Raw genomic sequence first — 18,547 nt, forward strand, 5'->3', positions numbered from 1 at the left:
ATTTTTTTTATTCTAAACGACCATCTTGACGATAAGCGATATCTGGTTGCCAAGTCCATTTGGCACCGAATTTTTCAAGTAGGTCAAAGCTGGCTTGAGGTCCCATGCTTCCAGCTTTATAGTCATGAAGTGGGGCACCATTTTCAGCCCAGAGCTCTTCGATACGGTCAATCAATTTCCATGACGCACCAACTTCATCCCAGTGGCTAAAGTTAGTTGAGTTATTATTTAAGACATCATAAATCAATTTCTCGTATGGTTCTGGAGAAGCACCAGTTGCGGTCGCATCTGTACGGTAATCCAGTGAGTTAGGAGCCAAGTTAAATTCTTCTCCTACTTGTTTCCCATTTAGGCTAAGAGAGAAGCCTTCTGTTGGTTGGATATAGATGGTCAAAATATTTGGAGCAAGTGGCTCACCAAAGATAGAGTCCATTTGTTTAAAGACGATGTTGACATGAGTTCCTTTTTCAGTCAGACGTTTACCAGTACGGAAGAAGAAAGGAACACCATGGAATCGATCGCTGTCTACAAAGAAAGCACCAGATGCAAAGGTTTCAGTTGTAGATTCTGGATTTACATTTGGCTCGCTACGATAAGAGATGTATTTCATGCCATCAATCTTACCAGAGCGGTATTGACCACGGATAAAGTGTTCTTTAAGTTCTTCATCAGTTGGATGATAGAGGTTTTTAAAGACCTTAATCTTCTCAGCACGAATCTCGTCTTTTGTGAAGCTTGCTGGTTTGTCCATGGCAAGGAGGGAAAGCAGTTGTAGAGTATGGTTTTGTACCATGTCACGGAGGGCACCAGATTGGTCATAGTAGCCACCACGTTCTTCTACACCCAAGCGCTCTGCAAAGGTAATTTGAACATTGTCGATAAAGTCCTTGTTCCAAACATTTTCAAAAATCAGGTTGGCAAAGCGAACTGCAAAGATGCTTTGGATCATTTCCTTACCAAGATAATGGTCGATACGGAAAATTTGTTCTTCGTCAAATGTTGCTAGGAGTTCGTCATTTAACTTGCTTGCGCTTGCGTAATCTGTACCAAATGGTTTTTCAACGATTAAGCGCTCAAAACCTTTACCGTCAACAATGTTTTCAGACTTGAGGTGTTTGGCAATGGTTCCAAAGAACTGAGGTGCCATCGACAAGAAGAAGAGCTTGTTGTGTTCAGCTTGGTACTTGTCATTGAGTTCGGCCTGCAATTGACGCAAAGCAATATAGTGCTCTGTATCATTGACATCATGACTTTGATAGTAGAAGTGGCTAGCGAATTCTTGAGCCTGTTCGGCACTATCTGCCAAATCAAGGATAGATTCAACTACTACAGATTCAAAATATTCCTTGCTCCAAGGACGACGAGCAGTTCCAATGACGGCAAAATGTTTGGAAAGATTGCCGGATTTATATAGTCTAAATAGGGAAGGGTAGAGCTTGCGTTTAGCCAGGTCTCCACTCGCACCGAAAATTGTAACAATAACCTTAGATGACATCTAGCTACCTAATTTCTATTTTTATTCCTAGTCTTGCTAGGTATGAGGAAACCTCATTTCATAAATTTAATTCTAACATAATTTTCCGAAAAATCAAAAATTCCAATACGAGGTAGAAAAAAACTGCAAGGAAATCCTTACAGTTTGAGTTTAGACGTTTAAGACCTTGTCCAAGAACTCTTTCAGACGTGGGTGTTGTGGGTTATCAAAGATTTGATCAGGTGTGCCGTCTTCTAGGAATTCACCGTCTGCAGTAAAGATAACGCGGTTGGCAACTTGACGAGCAAATCCCATCTCATGAGTTACGATAATCATGGTCATACCTTGCTCAGCCAATTCCTTCATAACGTTTAGTACGTCTCCGACCATTTCAGGGTCAAGGGCAGAAGTTGGTTCATCAAAGAGCATGATGTCTGGATTCATTGCAAGGCCACGAGCGATGGCTACACGTTGTTTTTGACCACCTGACAGGCTATCTGGACAGGCCTTAGCCTTATCTGCTAGCCCAACCTTGTCAAGCAACTCCATTCCCAATTTTTCAGCTTCTTCCTTAGTCATCAACTTGTGCTCAATAGGAGCAAAGGTGATGTTGTCCAAAACGGACATGTGTGGGAAGAGGTTGAAGTGTTGGAACACCATTCCGATATTTTCACGGACGTGGTCAACGTTGGTTGTTTTTTCAGTTAAGTCATAACCGTTCACAGTGATGTGACCGCTAGTAACTTCTTCCAAAAGATTTAGGCTACGAAGGAAAGTTGACTTACCAGAACCCGAAGGACCGATGATACAAACAACATCTCCTTCATAGAATTTAGTCGTAATTCCTTTTAGGACTTCATTTTTTCCGTAGCTTTTGTGTAAATCATTTACATCAATTTTTAATTTTGCCATTAACGAATCCTCTTTTCTAAGCGTTTCGCTAGTTTAGTCAAAAGTGTGATAATTACAAGATAGAAGATAGCAAGGATTGCATACATCTTGAAACTTTGGTAGTTACGGGCAATGATAATCTTACCAGTTTGGAAGAGTTCAACCAAACCGATAGCAGATACGATAGTTGTATCTTTAAGAGCGATAACGAATTGGTTAACAAAGTTTGGCAACATCAATTTAGTTGCTTGTGGCAAGATAATCTTACGCATGGTTTTTCCATAAGAGATACCCAAGCTTCGGCTGGCTTCCATTTGGCCAACTGGAACGGCCTGAATACCACCACGAACGATTTCAGCGATATAAGCAGCCGCATTGAGTGAGAGGGCAATTGTTCCAGCTACAAAGTCGTTAATTGGGCTTTGTTGGCCTGTGATAGACTCGATGAAGTTTGGAATTCCCCAGAAGATGAAGGCTGCAAGAATCATCAATGGAATACCACGAATAACGTCAACGAAAATCTCAGAGATGACGCGAAGAGATTTGTAGGGGCTAACGCTAAACATACCGAAGATAATCCCGATAACAATGGCAATAGCAAATGAGATAAGAGCTAGAGCAAGAGTGATACCAAGCCCGCTAAGGAGTTGTTTATAGTTGTTTTGAAGCAAGCCCCAGATAGTTGTCTCATCAACAGTGCTTGTTGAAGCAGTTGAAGATTCGCTAGCTAGGTATTTATCAAGAATCTTTTGGAATTCTCCGTTTGCTTTAAGGTTTGCAAGTCCGTTGTTGAACATTTCAATCAATTCTGGATTTGCTCCTTTTTTAACGGCAAAGGCTGTTTCACCGATTGGAGTTCCAGCGATTGGTGTTTTCAATTTTTGGCCTTGGCTGATAGAATATTTGAGAACAGGCTCATCATCCATAACGGCATCGATTGCCCCAGTATTTAAACTGTCATACATTGAAGAACCATCAGCGAAGGTTTTGATTTTGTAGCCGTATTTGCTTTGATTTTCTGTTAGGAAGGTTTGAGAAGCAGTTCCGTTTTTAACACCAACTGTCTTTCCTTTCAAATCCTCATAAGAAGCAATGGTGCTTGATTCTTTGACACCAAGGATAGTATTAGCAGTGTAGTATGATTCTGAGAAGTCAAAAGTTGCCTTACGAGCATCTGTGACAGACATACCAGCAATGATACCGTCAGCTTGACCAGCTTGAACAGCACTGATAGCGGCATCGAAACCAGGGTTGGTGATTTCAATTTCAAAACCTTGGTCTTTAGCGATTGCCTTAATCAATTCCATATCAATACCAGTAAATTGGTTACTTGAGTTTTGGAAAACAAAAGGTGCAAAAGAAGAATCGCTGGCAATAATGTATTTAGCTTTAACAGGAATGGCTTTTAAGCCTGCTATAGTAGTTGTAGTTGGCACTGCTGAAGATGATGAAGCAGTCCATTTCTTGATGATTTTATCAAGACTACCATCTTTTTTCATTTCAGCCAAGGCTTGGTTAAATTCAGTAACCAGGTGCTCGTATTTGCTACCTTTTTTCACACCGAAAGCAAAACTTCCTACAGCTTCCCCATCCATTTCAATATGAAGGTCTTGACCTTGGTTAATGGCATACTCGATAACAGGTTTGTCATCCATCATGGCATCGATGGCACCAGCACTCAAGCTGTTGTTCATCAAATCACTAGTGTCAAATGTTTTAATAGTAAAGCCGTATTTATCTTTGATTGTTTCAAGAAAACGTTGAGCAGCAGTTCCGTTTTTAACACCAACGGTTTTGCCAGTTAATTGGTCATATTTACTAATCTTGTGTGATTTTGTAGTAGCAATGACAACTTTTGTATCATAGTAAGTATCAGACATGGTGAAGACTTTTTCACGTTCTTTCGTCTTTGTCATCCCTGCCATGATAGCGTCAGCTTGACCAGCTTGAACTGCATTGACCGCTGCATCAAATCCAGGATAGGACATCTGAATGTTCCATCCTTTAATCTCAGCGACTTTGTTGATAATGTCAACATCAATTCCTTTATAAGTTTGATCTGAATCTTTAAACTCAAAAGGCGCATAGGCAGTATCAGACACAATCTTAATCGTCTCTGCTTTTGCAATACCTAATGAGAAAATTGGGAATAAAATTAGCAAAAATGCTAGAAATTTTTTCTTCATTTTTAGTCTCCTTTTCCGAATATTTTTCCATTATATCAGAAAAATTAAAAAAATGCAAATCGCGAGGTTTTTATGTCAGAAAATATAACATAGATTCTTTTTGTTTCTTGATTGAATTGCTACTATAAAGTGCTATAATGGTATAAATAGAAGAAAAGAGGACAGGAATATGAAAGACAAAAGAATTTTTAAAGACTTCCAAGCTTCAAAAATGAGTTTAAACATTTACACAAGCCCCTTGTTAGCTCTATTTTTCGTCTATATATCTGAGTTCATATCTTCTCTATTTTTGGGCCTTAGTTTTTTAGCATTGATCGGGCTATTTAGCAATCTTGGTATGGGTGGTCAAAGAATTGCAGATTTCCTTCAAATGTTATTTCAGAATTTATCTGATAAATCAAGTGACATCCATTTGATATTTGAATTACTGTCCTTTGGTTTTATCATCTTAACTGTGTTTAGATGGACTAGAAAAGTAGAGAAAAGACCGATTCGAACCTTGGGATTCTATAAAGAAAATTTTTTAAGTGCCTTATTTAAAGGATACGGTCTTGGTCTATCCCTCTTTATACTTGCTTTGGCTGGACTAGTAGTGTTGGGGCAGTATCAATTTGATTCCATTCACTTGGATACTTATTCGCTAGCTTTTACTTTATTTACAATACCTTTTTGGATTTTACAGGGAACGGCAGAAGAATTGGTTACTCGTGCTTGGTTGATTCCACAATTGGCTAAGAGAACCAATCTTAAAGTCGCTATTATCATATCTAGTAGTCTCTTTACCTTACTTCATTTAGGAAATTCAGGCATAACCTTCTTATCTGCAATTGATCTCTTTTTATTTGGGGTTGCCATGTCTCTATATCTTCTTAAAACAGATACTATATGGGGTATAGGTGGTATTCATGGAGCTTGGAATTTCGCACAGGGAAACCTCTTTGGAGTATTAGTTAGTGGTCAGTCTTCAGGAACATCAATCATGAAATTTACTCCACAAGGCAATCAAGACTGGCTATCTGGTGGGTCTTTTGGTATTGAGGGTTCCATCGTGTCCAGTATTATTTTGTTTCTGCTGATTCTTTATCTCGCTTATCAATTAAAGAAAGAAAATGAAAGGATGTGACTTCGGTCCGTCCTTTTCTTCGTGAAAATGCTACAAGTATGCTAAAATAGGAATAGCACATCGAGAGAGGATTCTTATGATCAATCGCATTACAGATAATCAATTTAAACTAGTATCAAAATATCAACCATCAGGAGATCAACCCCAAGCTATCGAGCAGTTGGTTGATAATATCGAGGGTGGAGAAAAAGCTCAGATTCTGATGGGGGCGACTGGAACAGGGAAGACCTATACCATGAGTCAGGTCATTTCCAAAGTCAATAAACCCACTCTGGTCATTGCCCACAATAAAACGTTAGCAGGACAGCTCTATGGGGAGTTTAAGGAATTTTTCCCTGAAAATGCAGTTGAGTATTTCGTATCCTACTATGATTATTACCAGCCAGAGGCCTATGTCCCTTCTAGCGATACATATATTGAGAAGGATAGTTCTGTCAATGACGAGATTGACAAGCTTCGCCACTCAGCTACCTCAGCCCTTTTGGAGCGTAATGATGTTATTGTCGTGGCCTCAGTCTCTTGTATCTATGGTCTGGGTTCGCCCAAGGAATACGCTGATAGTGTCGTTAGTCTCCGTCCAGGTCTTGAAATTTCCCGTGATAAACTCTTGAATGACTTGGTGGATATCCAATTTGAGCGAAATGATATTGATTTCCAACGGGGAAGATTTCGCGTTCGTGGGGATGTGGTGGAGATTTTCCCAGCTTCCCGTGATGAACACGCCTTTCGAGTAGAATTTTTTGGAGACGAAATTGACCGTATCCGTGAGGTTGAGGCTCTGACAGGTCAGGTGTTGGGAGAAGTGGATCATTTGGCGATTTTCCCAGCTACTCACTTTGTGACCAATGACGACCATATGGAAGTTGCCATTGCCAAGATTCAGGCCGAGTTGGAAGAACAATTAGCTGTCTTTGAAAAGGAAGGTAAACTGCTTGAAGCCCAGCGTTTGAAACAGCGGACAGAGTATGATATCGAAATGTTGCGTGAGATGGGCTATACCAATGGGGTTGAAAATTATTCTCGCCACATGGATGGACGGAGCGAAGGAGAGCCTCCTTATACGCTTCTCGACTTCTTCCCAGATGATTTCTTAATCATGATTGACGAGAGCCATATGACTATGGGACAAATCAAAGGCATGTACAATGGAGACCGTTCGCGTAAGGAAATGCTGGTTAATTATGGTTTCCGTTTGCCGTCTGCTCTGGACAATCGTCCTCTCCGTCGTGAAGAGTTTGAAAGTCATGTGCATCAGATTGTTTACGTTTCAGCGACACCTGGTGACTATGAAAATGAACAAACCGAGACAGTGATTGAGCAAATCATTCGTCCGACAGGGCTATTGGATCCTGAGGTGGAAGTACGTCCGACAATGGGACAGATTGATGACCTCTTAGGTGAAATCAATGCCCGTGTTGAAAAGAATGAACGAACATTTATAACCACTTTGACCAAGAAAATGGCAGAGGACTTGACCGACTACTTTAAGGAAATGGGCATCAAGGTCAAGTACATGCACTCGGATATTAAGACCTTGGAACGGACGGAGATTATCCGTGATCTGCGCTTGGGTGTCTTTGATGTCTTGGTCGGAATCAACCTCCTTCGTGAAGGAATTGACGTTCCTGAAGTGAGCCTCGTAGCCATTCTCGATGCTGACAAGGAAGGTTTCCTTCGTAACGAACGTGGGCTCATCCAGACCATTGGCCGTGCTGCTCGTAACAGCGAAGGGCATGTCATCATGTATGCGGACACGATGACTCAGTCTATGCAACGTGCCATCGATGAAACGGCCCGCCGTCGCAAAATCCAGATGGCCTATAATGAAGAACATGGTATCGTGCCACAAACCATTAAGAAAGAAATTCGTGACTTGATTGCCGTGACTAAGGCAGTTGCCAAGGAAGAGGACAAGGAAGTCGACATCAACAGCCTCAACAAACAAGAGCGCAAAGAACTAGTCAAGAAACTAGAAAAACAAATGCAAGAAGCCGTCGAAGTGCTTGACTTTGAACTAGCAGCACAGATTCGTGATATGATGCTAGAAGTCAAGGCGTTGGGGTAGGAGAAGAAAATAAATGACGGTTATTATCAAATCAATGGAAACTCCTGAAGAAATAGAAGGTAAATCCTTCGTTCACTGGCAAACGTGGAGAGAGGCTTATGATGACCTTTTACCTGCAGAATTTCAGGAGACGATGACATTAGAAAGATGTCGATTCTTTAGTCAAAAATATCCAGAAAATACATTGATTGCGATGGATGGTATGAAGGTAGTTGGCTTTATAAGTTATGGCAACTTTCGTGATGAGACTATTCAAGCTGGTGAAATTATTGCTTTATATGTTTTAAAAGACTATTATGGAAAAGGAATCGCACAAAAGTTAGTGAAAGCAGCTTTGACTGCTCTGGATCATTTTTCTGAAATTTTCTTATGGGTATTGAAAGATAATAAGCGAGCCATTGCTTTCTATCAAAAAATGGGTTTTACTTTTGATGGTCAAGAAAAAATACTTGAACTTGGAAAGCCTATAAAGGAAAAACGAATGGTATTTCAATACTAAACAATTTTAAAAAGTAAAAGCTAATGTCTCTGGTAGTAAGTCTGAAAATTTAATAAATTAGAAAGCGAGTAAATTTATGTCCCGTTCCCAATTAACGATTTTAACAAATATTTGTCTGATTGAAGATCTAGAAACCCAGCGCGTGGTGATGCAGTATCGCTCTCCTGAAACCAATCGCTGGTCTGGTTATGCATTTCCTGGAGGTCATATTGAAAATGGTGAGGCTTTTGCGGAGTCTGTCATTCGTGAAATATATGAAGAAACAGGGTTGACTATCCAAAATCCTCAACTTGTCGGCATTAAAAATTGGCCACTGGATACAGGTGGGCGCTACATTGTCATTTGTTATAAGGCGACTGAGTTCTCTGGTACCCTTCAATCCTCAGAAGAGGGAGAAGTTTCTTGGGTGCAAAAAGACCAGATTACAAACTTGGATCTGGCCTATGATATGTTACCCTTGATGGAGATGATGGAAGCTCCGAACAAGTCAGAGTTTTTCTACCGTCATCGTACAGAAGATGGCTGGGAGAAAGAAACTTTTTAGTTCTATGATTAGTCTATAGGTGTTATCTTTTAAAGTAAGGTACTGAAATATAGGCTAAGTATGGTGGTGTAAGTCAACTGAATATCTCTAAATTTCTTATTATTCTTTTCGACCTATATTTTGAACAATCTCCACCTTCAATTTTGAAATCGGAGATTGTTTTATTTTATGGTATAATCTTAAAATATGAAAGGAAGGACTAGAAAATGGATGATAAAGTAATTGAACAATATGCAAAACAAGATAATCTTGATATTAGAGTAAAAATACATAAGAAGTATTCAAAAAATAAATTAGGATTTAACAATTGGATATTTTCCAACTACCAAATCACTGATGAAGTAAAGGTTCTAGAATTGGGATGTGGTACAGGAGAACTGTGGAAAAGTAACAGTGATTCTATAGATAAAATGAAGCAGTTGGTTATTACAGATTTTTCTAAAGATATGGTGAAAACAACGAGATCAGTGATTGGAAATAGAGACAATGTTAACTATGAAATAATGGATATTCAAAAGATTTCTTTTGAGGATGAAACGTTTGATATTGTTATTGCTAATATGCTTCTACATCATGTAAATGATATTCCTAAAGCGCTCTCTGAGGTGAATAGAGTCTTAAAAACAGGCGGAATTTTTTACTGTGCTACATTTGGTGAAAATGGAGTTGTAGATTATTTGGCAAGCTTATTTAAAGATGAGGTCAATCAAGATTTGGAAAATAAAACTTTTACTTTACAAAATGGTAAAAGGTACCTGAGTAGGTGTTTTAACTCTGTCGATACATTGCTCTATGATGATGAGTTACAGGTAACTAGTATAGATGACCTAGTTAAATACATCCAATCCTTTAAAGGAATTTCAGAAATAGGTTCGCTAGAAGAGGAAATAATTCGTAAAAGGTTGGAAACTGAGTTTAATAATGGTATGTTGATTATTCCTAAAGAATATGGAATGTTTATCGCTCGAAAATAAAGTTAAGGGAAAGAATTGTGAAAAATTATGGAGAAGCTTTTCGATATAAAATCAAGCGGATAGTCTTTAGAGCATGCTATAGCTGATTCTATATAAAAATCTCAATCTTTTGGATTTGGAGAAGTTTCTTGGGTGCAAAAAGACCAGATTCCAAACTTGGATCTGGCCTATGATATGTTACCTTTGATGGAGATGATGGAAGCTCCTGACAAATCAGAGTTTTTCTACCGTCATCGTACAGAAGACGATTGGGAAAAGAAAATTTTCTAGTCTTTTACTAAATAACCAAGTTGGTCCAAGGCCTCCTCGATATAGTGGAGGCCTTGTTGTATTTCCTGTATAATAGTAATAATGGATTTGGAAAAAATATATGTACTCTGAAATAAATTTAAAATATTTTTAGAAAAGTATTGACAAATCAAAAGAAAACGTTTACTATAGAATAAGGGAACGGTTCCACAACGTAAGAAGGAGGAATGATGACTACAATAAAACAGGTTGCTGAAGAAGCTGGAGTATCAAAATCAACGGTTTCAAGATATATATCAAAAAAAGGTTATGTTGGAGATGATGCGAGAGAGAAAATAAAAAATGCGATTAAAAAATTAAATTACACACCAAATGTATTAGCACAATCTTTGAAAACCAAAAAAAACCAAATGGTGGGACTCTTATTGCCAGATATTTCAAATCCCTTCTTCCCAAGATTGGTTCGAGGAGCTGAATCATATTTGAAAGATAAAGGTTATAGAATTATGGTTGGTACGATTTCAGACCAAGAATCTTTGAGTGAATATGTTAATTTACTGTTGAAAACAAATGCTGCTGGAATTATTACTACACATGACTTCACAAAAGAATATCCAGATTTATCATTACCTGTTGTTGTGGTTGATCGAATTAGTAAAGATACAGGTTACGGTGTTTTTTCTGATAATCAGTCAGGTGGTCGTTTGGCTGCTGAAGCAATCTGTAATGCAGGTGCTAAACAAGTTCTGATTATTAAAGTTTTAGATGATAAAGCCGAGAATATCGCGGAACGGTTTGAAGCAAGTTTAAACTATTTGAGGAATAAATCTTTAGAAATTTGTATTGAAGAAAGTGAAACGTTTGACTTTGAAAAAATTCAAAAAGAAGCTAAAGAGAATCTAAAAAGAAATCCCAATATCGATAGTATTATAGCACCTTCAGATATTCATGCGATAGCTTATATTCATGAAATTTTAGCAATTGGTAAAAAAATTCCAGATGATATTCAAATCATTGGTTATGACGATATTGTACTTAGTCAATTTATTTACCCTTCTTTATCAACTATTCACCAATCATCATATAAAATGGGAGAACAGGCTGCAAAGCTAATCTATAATATGGCAAATAAGTTCTCTATAGATGAAGCTAAAATTAAACTACCTGTTAGATACGTAGAAAGAAATACATTAAGGAGAAAGTAATGAGTAAAATTGTTGTTGTTGGAAGTATTTCAATGGACTTAGTTATGAGAACAAAAAGGATTCCAGAAGGAGGTGAAACGATTTTTGGGGATTCATTTAATATAGTTCCAGGTGGAAAAGGTGCAAATCAAGCTGTAGCTATTGGTAGATTATCCAGTGTAGAAGATAATATTTACATATTTGGAAACGTCGGAGAAGATATTTTTTCAGAAGATTTACTAAGTAATTTGCAAAATAATAATATTTCTACAGAACATGTGGGAACGGTACCACAATCTACAGGAGCTGCACAAATTACTTTATATGGAGGTGATAATAGGATTATTTATTATCCCGGAGCGAATAATTTAGTTAAAACAAATGATTGGAAAAATGAGTGGGAATTGATTAGTGATGCAAGTATTGTTGTATTACAGAATGAAATACCACATGAAGCCAACCTATCTATAGCTAAATTTTGTCAAGAAAATCAAGTTAAGGTGCTTTACAATCCTGCACCAGCTAGAGAAACAGACATAGAGATGATTCCTTTTTGTGATTTTATTACTCCTAATGAGCATGAATGTTCAGAGCTTTTTCCAGATAAGAAATTAGAAGAAATTATTAAAATTTATCCTAATAAAATGATTGTGACATTAGGAGTTGAAGGTTCTATTTATTATGATGGGACAGCAGTTCAGAAGATTCCTGCTATAAAAGCAGAAGTAGTTGATACTACAGGAGCAGGAGATACGTTTAATGGTGCTTTTGCTTATGCTATCTCAAAAGGAAAAGAGATGAATGTTGCATTGTCCTTTGCAACGATTGCTTCACATCTTTCTGTTCAAAGATTTGGAGCGCAAGGAGGCATGCCGAGTTTGAAAGAAATAAAGGAGCATTCAGGATATGAAGAAATATGGGATTTTAAATAGTAATATAGCAAAACTAGCTGATGATTTAGGTCATATGGATTTGGTTTGTATCGGAGATTTAGGATTGCCAGTTCCAAAAGGTGTTGATAAAATTGATTTAGCATTAAGAAAAGGTAGTCCAAGTTTTTTAGAGGTTTTAAAAGAATATTCAGATCATGTACTTATTGAAAAAATTTTCTTAGCAGAAGAAATTAAGGAAAAAAACAAAGAACAGTGGCATGCAGTTCTAGATCTTTTAGGATCGAATATAATTATTGAATATATTAGTCATGAAGAATTGAAAGCTATGAATACTAAAGTTAAAGCAGTTATTCGCACTGGGGAAGATACACCATATTCGAATATAATCTTGCAATCAGGAGTTATTATTTAGAAGGGGGTTGCCTATGAAAATTGAAATGAAGAACATTTCAAAATCTTTTGGGAATAATCGTGTTTTAGAAAGTATTGATTTGGTTCTTAATTCAGGAGAAGTTCATGCTTTAATGGGGGAGAATGGTGCAGGCAAATCAACCTTAATGAATATTTTAACTGGACTTTTTCCAGCTACTTCAGGAACTATTTTTATTGATGGAAAAGAAAAAACATTTTCTAATCCTCAAGAGGCAGAACGGTTTGGATTGAGTTTTATTCATCAAGAAATGAATACTTGGCCAGATATGACTGTACTTGATAATCTTTTTTTAGGAAGAGAAATAAAAAATTCGATTGGGTTTCTAGATAAGGCTAGTATGGAAAGGAAAGCTAAAGAAGCATTTAAACGTCTTAATATCTCTATTCCTCTCGATGCAATCATTGGTCAATTATCAGTCGGACAACAACAAATGATAGAAATAGCAAAATGTTTATTATCAGAAGTTTCCTTGTTAATTATGGATGAACCCACAGCAGCTTTAACTGATCGTGAAACTGAAACACTTTTTAAAGTGATAGAAGGATTAAAATCTGATGGTGTAGGTATTGTGTATATTTCACATCGGATGGAAGAAATCTTTAAGATTACAGATCTTATAACTGTTATGAGGGATGGGTTTGTAATTGATACCAAGAAAACGAAGTTAACCAATGCGGATGAATTAGTTCAGAAGATGGTAGGTCGTGAATTAGAAGATTATTATCCAGAAAAAAAGGCTGAGATTGGGAATATTGTTTTTCAAGCTAAGAATCTTTCTGGTGATGCTTTTACGGATATTTCTTTCTATGTACGTCAAGGGGAAATTCTTGGTTTTTCTGGTTTGATGGGTGCTGGTCGTACTGAAATAATGCGAGCAATTTTTGGAATTGATTCTTTAAAATCTGGTCAAATTATAATAAACGAAGAACAACTGATAATTAAAAATCCTTTTGAAGCAATTAAGCATGGAATTGGTTTCTTAACAGAAGATCGTAAAGATGAGGGATTGATTTTAGATTTTTCTATTAAAGATAATATGACTTTACCTAGTACTCGAGATTTTGTTAAAAATGGTATTTTTGATAATAAAACAAGTGATATATTTGTACAACGTTTAATTGATAGGCTACGAATTAAATCAGGTTATCCAGATAAGGAAGTTGGAACACTTTCTGGTGGTAATCAACAGAAAGTAGTTTTAGCAAAATGGATAGGTATTGCTCCAAAAGTACTGATTCTAGATGAGCCAAGTCGTGGGGTAGATGTTGGTGCTAAGCGTGAAATTTACCAATTAATGAATGAATTGGCTGAACGAGGTGTGCCGATTATTATGGTATCTTCAGATTTACCAGAAGTGATCGGAGTCAGTGATCGCATTATGGTCATGCATGAAGGAAGAATTAGTGGAGAATTAACACGTCAAGAAGCTACACAAGAAAAAGTTATGCAACTAGCTACAGGAGGACAATAGTGTGAAAAATACTATGAAGTATATGTCAGAATTGACAACAGTAATAGCATTGATAATTTTAATGGCTGTCATCACTATTATTAATTCAAATTTTTTAACAGCAAATAATCTGTTAAATTTACTATTGCAAGTAACATCAAATGCACTGATTGCTTTTGGAATGACTTTTGTTATTCTAACAGGTGGAATCGATTTATCAGTAGGATCAATTTTAGCCTTATCCAGTGCGCTAACAGCTGGTTTATTAGGATCTGGAATGCCTGTTACATTAGCAATTCTCATCTCTTTAATTTTGGGTTGCATTCTGGGGATGATGAATGGTTTGTTGATTTCCTACGGGAAATTAGCTCCATTTATCGTCACTTTAGCGACTATGACTATTTTTAGGGGAGCAACACTTGTTTATACAAATGGGAATCCTATTACAAAAGGATTAAGTGATACATTCTTATTTCAATTTTTGGGGCAAGGTTATATAGTCGGAATTCCATTTCCTGTAATTATTATGTTTATTGTATTTATTGTTTTATATGTTTTACTTCATAAAACAGCATTTGGTAAATCTGTGTATGCTATAGGGGGGAATGAAAAAGCAGCATATATATCAGGTGTGAAACTAAATAAAGTGAAAATTATCATTTATTCAATTTCAGGTATAATGGCTTCAATTTCTGGATTGATTATAACATCACGCTTAAGTTCTGCTCAACCAACAGCAGGTGCTAGTTATGAAATGGATGCTATTGCAGCTGTTGTTCTTGGGGGAACCTCATTATCAGGAGGTAAAGGTCGTATACTGGGGACTCTAATAGGTGCTTTAATTATTGGAGTTTTGAATAATGGACTTAATATTATTGGTGTTTCAGCATTTTGGCAGCAAGTAGTAAAAGGAGTTGTAATTTTAATTGCTGTTCTGATTGATCGTTTTAAAGTTGTAAAACAGTAGAATCATTTTCAATTTTTTTGGAAATAGTAATAATTTATTAGATGACGAACAATAGTCGGGATGGAAACTATCCCTATAGATATATATTACGAGGAGTAATAACATGAAAATTATTAAAAAAATTAGCATTTTTGCTTTGTTTGTAACATTTATTTTTGCTTTAGTAGCTTGTGGAAAAACTGGTTTAGGAAATTCATCAAATGATAATAAATCTACGACTCAAAAGTCGGCAAAAGAATTAAAATTAGGAGTTTCTATTTCGACTACTAACAATCCCTATTTTGTAGCTATGAAAGATGGTCTTGAAAAAGCCGCAAGAGAAAAAGAAGTAACTTTGAAGATAGCAGATGCACAAGATGATGCTGCTAGACAAGCAGATGATATTCAAAATTTTATTAGTCAAAATGTAGATGCTTTACTAATTAATCCAGTTGATTCTGATGCAATTGTAACATCTATTAAAGCTGCTAATAATGCAAATATTCCAGTAATCTTAATTGACCGCGGTAGTAATGGCGGTGAAGTCTTGACAACTGTTGCTTCTGATAACGTAGAAGCAGGTAAAATGGCTGCAGAATTTATTACCAAGCAATTGGGAGAAAAAGCAAAAACTTTTGAATTATCAGGAGTCCCTGGAGCTTCTGCAACTGTAGATAGAGGTAAAGGATTTGAACAAATTTCAAAGACAAATTTAGATGTTCTTTCTAGTCAATCCGCTAATTTTGATCGCGCAAAAGCTTTGAATACAGCGCAAAATATGATTCAAGGAAACAAAGAAGTACAAGCAATCTTTGCACAGAATGATGAGATGGCGTTAGGAGCTGCACAAGCAGTAAAAGCAGCTGGTCTTAGCAATGTATTAATTGTTGGTATTGATGGTCAACCAGATGCACATGATGCTATTGCAAAAGGTGATATTACTGCCACTATTGCTCAGCAACCAGCTAAGATGGGTGAAATTGCTATTCAATCAGCAATCGATCATTATCAAGGGAAAAAACTGGAAAAAGAAACAGTTTCTCCAATTTATCTTGTGACTAAGGATAATGTTGATCAACATAACTGGTGATATATTTTTAGTAAGTAGGTAGTTGTTAATTTTCATTCAATGTAGTTTTTAAATATCATTGTTACTATTTGAGCTTTTGGGTGCAAAAAGACCAGATTCCAAACTTGGATCTGGCCTATGATATGTTACCCTTGATGGAGATGATGGAAGCTCCTGACAAGTCAGAGTTTTTCTACGGCCACCGTACTGAAGATGGCTGGGACAAGAAAATTTTCTAGTCTTTTACTAAATAACCGAGCTGATCCAAGGCCTCCTCGATATAGTGGAGGTCTTGTTGTGTTTCAGCTTCGACTAGGTGGTAATGGATGCCATCTGTCAATTCAGACAGAGGTCTAAAGTCAGAATGCTCGACTTGTTCTAGAAAATGTTGCACATCTCTGCGACAAGACAGTTTCAGCAAGGTTTCAATTTCTCCATAAACGGGATGGTCAATCAAGGTATTCTGGACACGCCCTCCATTATCTACGATAGCAAGGAGTTCTTGACCGATTTCTTCAACTTCATGTTTCACTTTGAAAAGTTTGTGGACGTATGGATTGACATCAACTTGCTTATAGACGTAGCCACGATTAGTGGATAGGATAGGAGCGCCATCGGCTCTCAAAATTGCAATGTCTTGTACAATGACCTGACGTGTGACATGAAAATGTTCAGCCAAACTTTGGCCGTTGAGGGCTTTAGGAGCTTCTTTCAAGAGTTGGAGCAGGGCTTGTTTGCGATTTTTTGTCATAGTTCTTCCTTTTAACGGCGTTTTCGAAGCACTTTATAGACAGCTAGTGCTAATGTATAGTCTACCATACTATGGATAATTGTACCAAATCCAACTAGCACAAATAGAACATAAAACATATTTTCTACATTGGTACCAGAAGTTGCGTAAAAAACGACACAGGCCAATACTTCAGCAAGGGCATGGATAAGCGCTAAAACAAAGTTAAAAATCCAGGAAGATTTTGGTTTATCAAGGGTTTCGGGGAATTTTTGTAGGTAAAGAGCTCCTAGAGTCCCAAAAAAGATATGGGAAAAAGCTCGAAATACGATAACCATGGGATAGCCAGCCATCAAAAATCCAAAACTAGAGGCTAGGATGACAAAAACAGCCATCAAGGGCGATAAGAACATGGCAATAAAAATAGCAATGTGGCTTCCCAAAGTGTAAGAAGCAGGTGGAATGACAATCTTAAAAGGCATAACAATTGGAATCAAAATCGCAATAGCCGTTAAAAGAGCAGTCATTGTCATAAATTGTGTCTTTTTCCGTGTATTCATAAGAATCTCCTTTTTGTCTGTATATACACTAGTATAGTACAATAAACAAGACAATAAAGCAAGGATTTACTTAAGTTTATAGGTCGTTTTTAAGTTAAAAGTTAGTAAAGATTTCACTAAAAAGAAACTACCTCAAACAAAATCTCCACCTTCAGGTTTGAAAGCGGAGAATGTTTTTATTTTTTCAAGGTTTGTAGTCGTGGAACAATAGCTAGGGTTAGAACTGCGGAAATAACTAATTCAGCAATCGAATTTGTAGAGATAACAGTTGCTAGGAGTTTTTGGATATTACCATCAAAGACATTTCCAAAAAGGTAGAAAATTCCACCAAGTACAAAGACTGTATTGGTAAGTGAACCAAGGGCACCAGCTAGAATCAGACCAGTTTTATTTTTCATCAGTTTATAAACTAGATACGGAGTCAAACCAATCAAAATACGTGGGACGATGGCAATGATAGCTGAGTAGATGTTTCCGTTTGGTACAAATGGGGAGAAGAGGTAACTTGTCGGTAGAATTGTAATCGTGTTAACAGTTAAGCTAAGTAGCCCCATCAAAAATCCAAGTGTAACTCCAACGCGTGGACCGTAAATAATGCTGGCAATAATGACAGGAATATGAACGATAGTCGGTTTGATTGGAAATGGAAAAAGGTTAAAGATAAGTGAGCTCAGAAAGTGTATCACGAGCATGGTTGCAAAAAAGATAGCAATAGGTGCAATATTAGAGCGTTTTTTCATCGAGAGTTTCCTTTATTCTTTCTAAAATAATTGTGAGGTCAGCTAAAGCTCCTCGTCCGTGGTCTCCACAAGCTAGTAGGGATTCCTTAGGAGCAATCAGCTGATAGCCGTAGGTTTCTAATGTTTTCAGATTAGCCTGAGTTGCTGTATGGTCATACATTTTTGTATTCATAGCAGGAGCTATTAGTTTAGGAATATGACTGGGCAATGCTAGAGCCGTACAGGTTACCATGTTGTCCGCAAAGCCGTGGGCTAGCTTTGCAATTGTGTTAGCTGTTGCAGGGACTACGATAAATAAATCTGCCTTTTTTCCAAGTTCGATATGATTAATCTGATTAGGATAGGGTTCCTTCATGACATCAAGGTGGACAGGATTCTGTGATAAGACCTGTAGTGTCAAAGGTTGGATAAACTCTGTAGCGGCCTGAGTCATTAAAACCGTGACTTGATGACCTTGTTTTTTTAGAGAACTGACTAAATCTGCCGACTTGTAAGAGGCGATTGACCCTGTTACAGCCAAGAGAATATGTGACATAT

Annotated in this window: 18 protein-coding genes and 3 pseudogenes; 13 read left to right on the forward strand and 8 right to left on the reverse strand. The window is 37.1% G+C overall.

The window, feature by feature from the left end:
* Nucleotides 1-7: 7 nt before the first annotated feature.
* From zwf to OC529_RS11415, 3 genes are all read right to left on the reverse strand, one after another.
* Nucleotides 8-1,495 carry a glucose-6-phosphate dehydrogenase gene (gene zwf / locus OC529_RS11405; protein ID WP_262082215.1) on the reverse strand — a complete coding sequence of 496 codons (1,488 nt, stop codon included), beginning with the start codon at nucleotides 1,493-1,495 and terminating at the stop codon, nucleotides 8-10.
* Between the two features lie 150 nt (nucleotides 1,496-1,645).
* Nucleotides 1,646-2,386 (reverse strand): amino acid ABC transporter ATP-binding protein, encoded by a 741-nt coding sequence (locus OC529_RS11410; RefSeq protein WP_050251490.1) that lies wholly within the window; start codon nucleotides 2,384-2,386, stop codon nucleotides 1,646-1,648.
* Nucleotides 2,386-4,551 carry an ABC transporter substrate-binding protein/permease gene (locus tag OC529_RS11415; protein ID WP_262082216.1) on the reverse strand — a complete coding sequence of 722 codons (2,166 nt, stop codon included), beginning with the start codon at nucleotides 4,549-4,551 and terminating at the stop codon, nucleotides 2,386-2,388. Before OC529_RS11415 ends, OC529_RS11410 begins: the two co-directional genes overlap by 1 nt.
* A gap of 169 nt (nucleotides 4,552-4,720) precedes the next feature.
* On the opposite strand from OC529_RS11415, the gene OC529_RS11420 reads away from it, so the two are divergent.
* The 6 genes and pseudogenes from OC529_RS11420 to OC529_RS11445 form a co-directional block, all read left to right on the forward strand.
* Nucleotides 4,721-5,674 carry a CPBP family intramembrane glutamic endopeptidase gene (locus tag OC529_RS11420; protein WP_262082217.1) on the forward strand — a complete coding sequence of 318 codons (954 nt, stop codon included), beginning with the start codon at nucleotides 4,721-4,723 and terminating at the stop codon, nucleotides 5,672-5,674.
* Between the two features lie 76 nt (nucleotides 5,675-5,750).
* Nucleotides 5,751-7,739, forward strand: coding sequence for an excinuclease ABC subunit UvrB (gene uvrB / locus OC529_RS11425; RefSeq protein ID WP_050971372.1), 1,989 nt, complete (start codon nucleotides 5,751-5,753; stop codon nucleotides 7,737-7,739).
* Between the two features lie 13 nt (nucleotides 7,740-7,752).
* Nucleotides 7,753-8,238, forward strand: a complete 486-nt coding sequence (locus tag OC529_RS11430) for a GNAT family N-acetyltransferase (protein WP_050971371.1) — start codon at nucleotides 7,753-7,755, stop codon at nucleotides 8,236-8,238.
* A 76-nt stretch (nucleotides 8,239-8,314) separates the two neighbouring features.
* A complete protein-coding gene (locus OC529_RS11435; RefSeq protein ID WP_173217830.1) occupies nucleotides 8,315-8,782 on the forward strand; it encodes an 8-oxo-dGTP diphosphatase in 468 nt (155 codons plus the stop codon).
* A gap of 206 nt (nucleotides 8,783-8,988) precedes the next feature.
* On the forward strand, nucleotides 8,989-9,756 hold the full coding sequence (locus OC529_RS11440) for a class I SAM-dependent methyltransferase (protein ID WP_050971369.1): 768 nt from the start codon (nucleotides 8,989-8,991) through the stop codon (nucleotides 9,754-9,756).
* Nucleotides 9,757-9,858: 102 nt separating this feature from the next.
* Nucleotides 9,859-10,026 (forward strand): annotated as a pseudogene (locus tag OC529_RS11445) (NUDIX hydrolase); the annotation flags it as partial.
* Here OC529_RS11445 and OC529_RS11450 read toward each other — a convergent pair.
* A pseudogene (locus OC529_RS11450) lies at nucleotides 10,023-10,091 on the reverse strand (DNA-binding transcriptional regulator); the annotation flags it as partial. The pseudogenes OC529_RS11445 and OC529_RS11450 overlap by 4 nt on opposite strands.
* Before the next feature lie 144 nt (nucleotides 10,092-10,235).
* Here OC529_RS11450 and OC529_RS11455 point away from each other — a divergent pair.
* From OC529_RS11455 to OC529_RS11485, 7 genes and pseudogenes are all read left to right on the forward strand, one after another.
* Nucleotides 10,236-11,210: a LacI family DNA-binding transcriptional regulator gene (locus OC529_RS11455; RefSeq protein WP_000207600.1), complete on the forward strand. Its 975-nt coding sequence runs from the start codon at nucleotides 10,236-10,238 to the stop codon at nucleotides 11,208-11,210.
* Entirely contained in the window at nucleotides 11,210-12,121 is a 912-nt protein-coding gene (gene rbsK, locus OC529_RS11460) for a ribokinase (RefSeq protein WP_050971368.1), read from the forward strand. Before OC529_RS11455 ends, rbsK begins: the two co-directional genes overlap by 1 nt.
* A complete protein-coding gene (gene rbsD, locus OC529_RS11465) occupies nucleotides 12,096-12,494 on the forward strand; it encodes a D-ribose pyranase (RefSeq protein WP_050971367.1) in 399 nt (132 codons plus the stop codon). The genes rbsK and rbsD overlap by 26 nt, the downstream gene beginning before the upstream one ends.
* Before the next feature lie 13 nt (nucleotides 12,495-12,507).
* Complete coding sequence (locus OC529_RS11470) at nucleotides 12,508-13,986, forward strand: sugar ABC transporter ATP-binding protein (protein WP_262082218.1); 1,479 nt, start codon at nucleotides 12,508-12,510, stop codon at nucleotides 13,984-13,986.
* Nucleotide 13,987: 1 nt separating this feature from the next.
* Entirely contained in the window at nucleotides 13,988-14,932 is a 945-nt protein-coding gene (locus tag OC529_RS11475) for an ABC transporter permease subunit (RefSeq protein ID WP_004248623.1), read from the forward strand.
* A 103-nt stretch (nucleotides 14,933-15,035) separates the two neighbouring features.
* Nucleotides 15,036-16,001: a substrate-binding domain-containing protein gene (locus OC529_RS11480; protein WP_049544192.1), complete on the forward strand. Its 966-nt coding sequence runs from the start codon at nucleotides 15,036-15,038 to the stop codon at nucleotides 15,999-16,001.
* Nucleotides 16,002-16,078: 77 nt separating this feature from the next.
* Nucleotides 16,079-16,219, forward strand: a pseudogene (locus tag OC529_RS11485) (NUDIX hydrolase); the annotation flags it as partial.
* Here the strand turns inward: OC529_RS11485 and OC529_RS11490 are convergent.
* The 4 genes from OC529_RS11490 to coaC all read right to left on the reverse strand — a co-directional run bounded on the left by OC529_RS11490 (nucleotide 16,216) and on the right by coaC (nucleotide 18,545).
* The gene (locus tag OC529_RS11490) at nucleotides 16,216-16,731 is read right to left on the reverse strand and encodes a transcription repressor NadR (protein ID WP_000164966.1); all 516 of its coding nucleotides are present in this window, start codon (nucleotides 16,729-16,731) and stop codon (nucleotides 16,216-16,218) included. The pseudogene OC529_RS11485 and the gene OC529_RS11490 overlap by 4 nt on opposite strands.
* 11 nt (nucleotides 16,732-16,742) lie before the next feature.
* A complete protein-coding gene (locus OC529_RS11495) occupies nucleotides 16,743-17,270 on the reverse strand; it encodes an ECF transporter S component (protein WP_077805212.1) in 528 nt (175 codons plus the stop codon).
* A gap of 176 nt (nucleotides 17,271-17,446) precedes the next feature.
* Complete coding sequence (locus OC529_RS11500) at nucleotides 17,447-18,010, reverse strand: ECF transporter S component (RefSeq protein ID WP_000747412.1); 564 nt, start codon at nucleotides 18,008-18,010, stop codon at nucleotides 17,447-17,449.
* A complete protein-coding gene (gene coaC, locus OC529_RS11505; RefSeq protein ID WP_262082219.1) occupies nucleotides 17,994-18,545 on the reverse strand; it encodes a phosphopantothenoylcysteine decarboxylase in 552 nt (183 codons plus the stop codon). The genes OC529_RS11500 and coaC overlap by 17 nt, the downstream gene beginning before the upstream one ends.
* Nucleotides 18,546-18,547 lie beyond the last annotated feature (2 nt).

Origin of the sequence: Streptococcus sp. Marseille-Q5855, from assembly GCF_946901985.1 — a bacterium.
Classification (GTDB): domain Bacteria; phylum Bacillota; class Bacilli; order Lactobacillales; family Streptococcaceae; genus Streptococcus.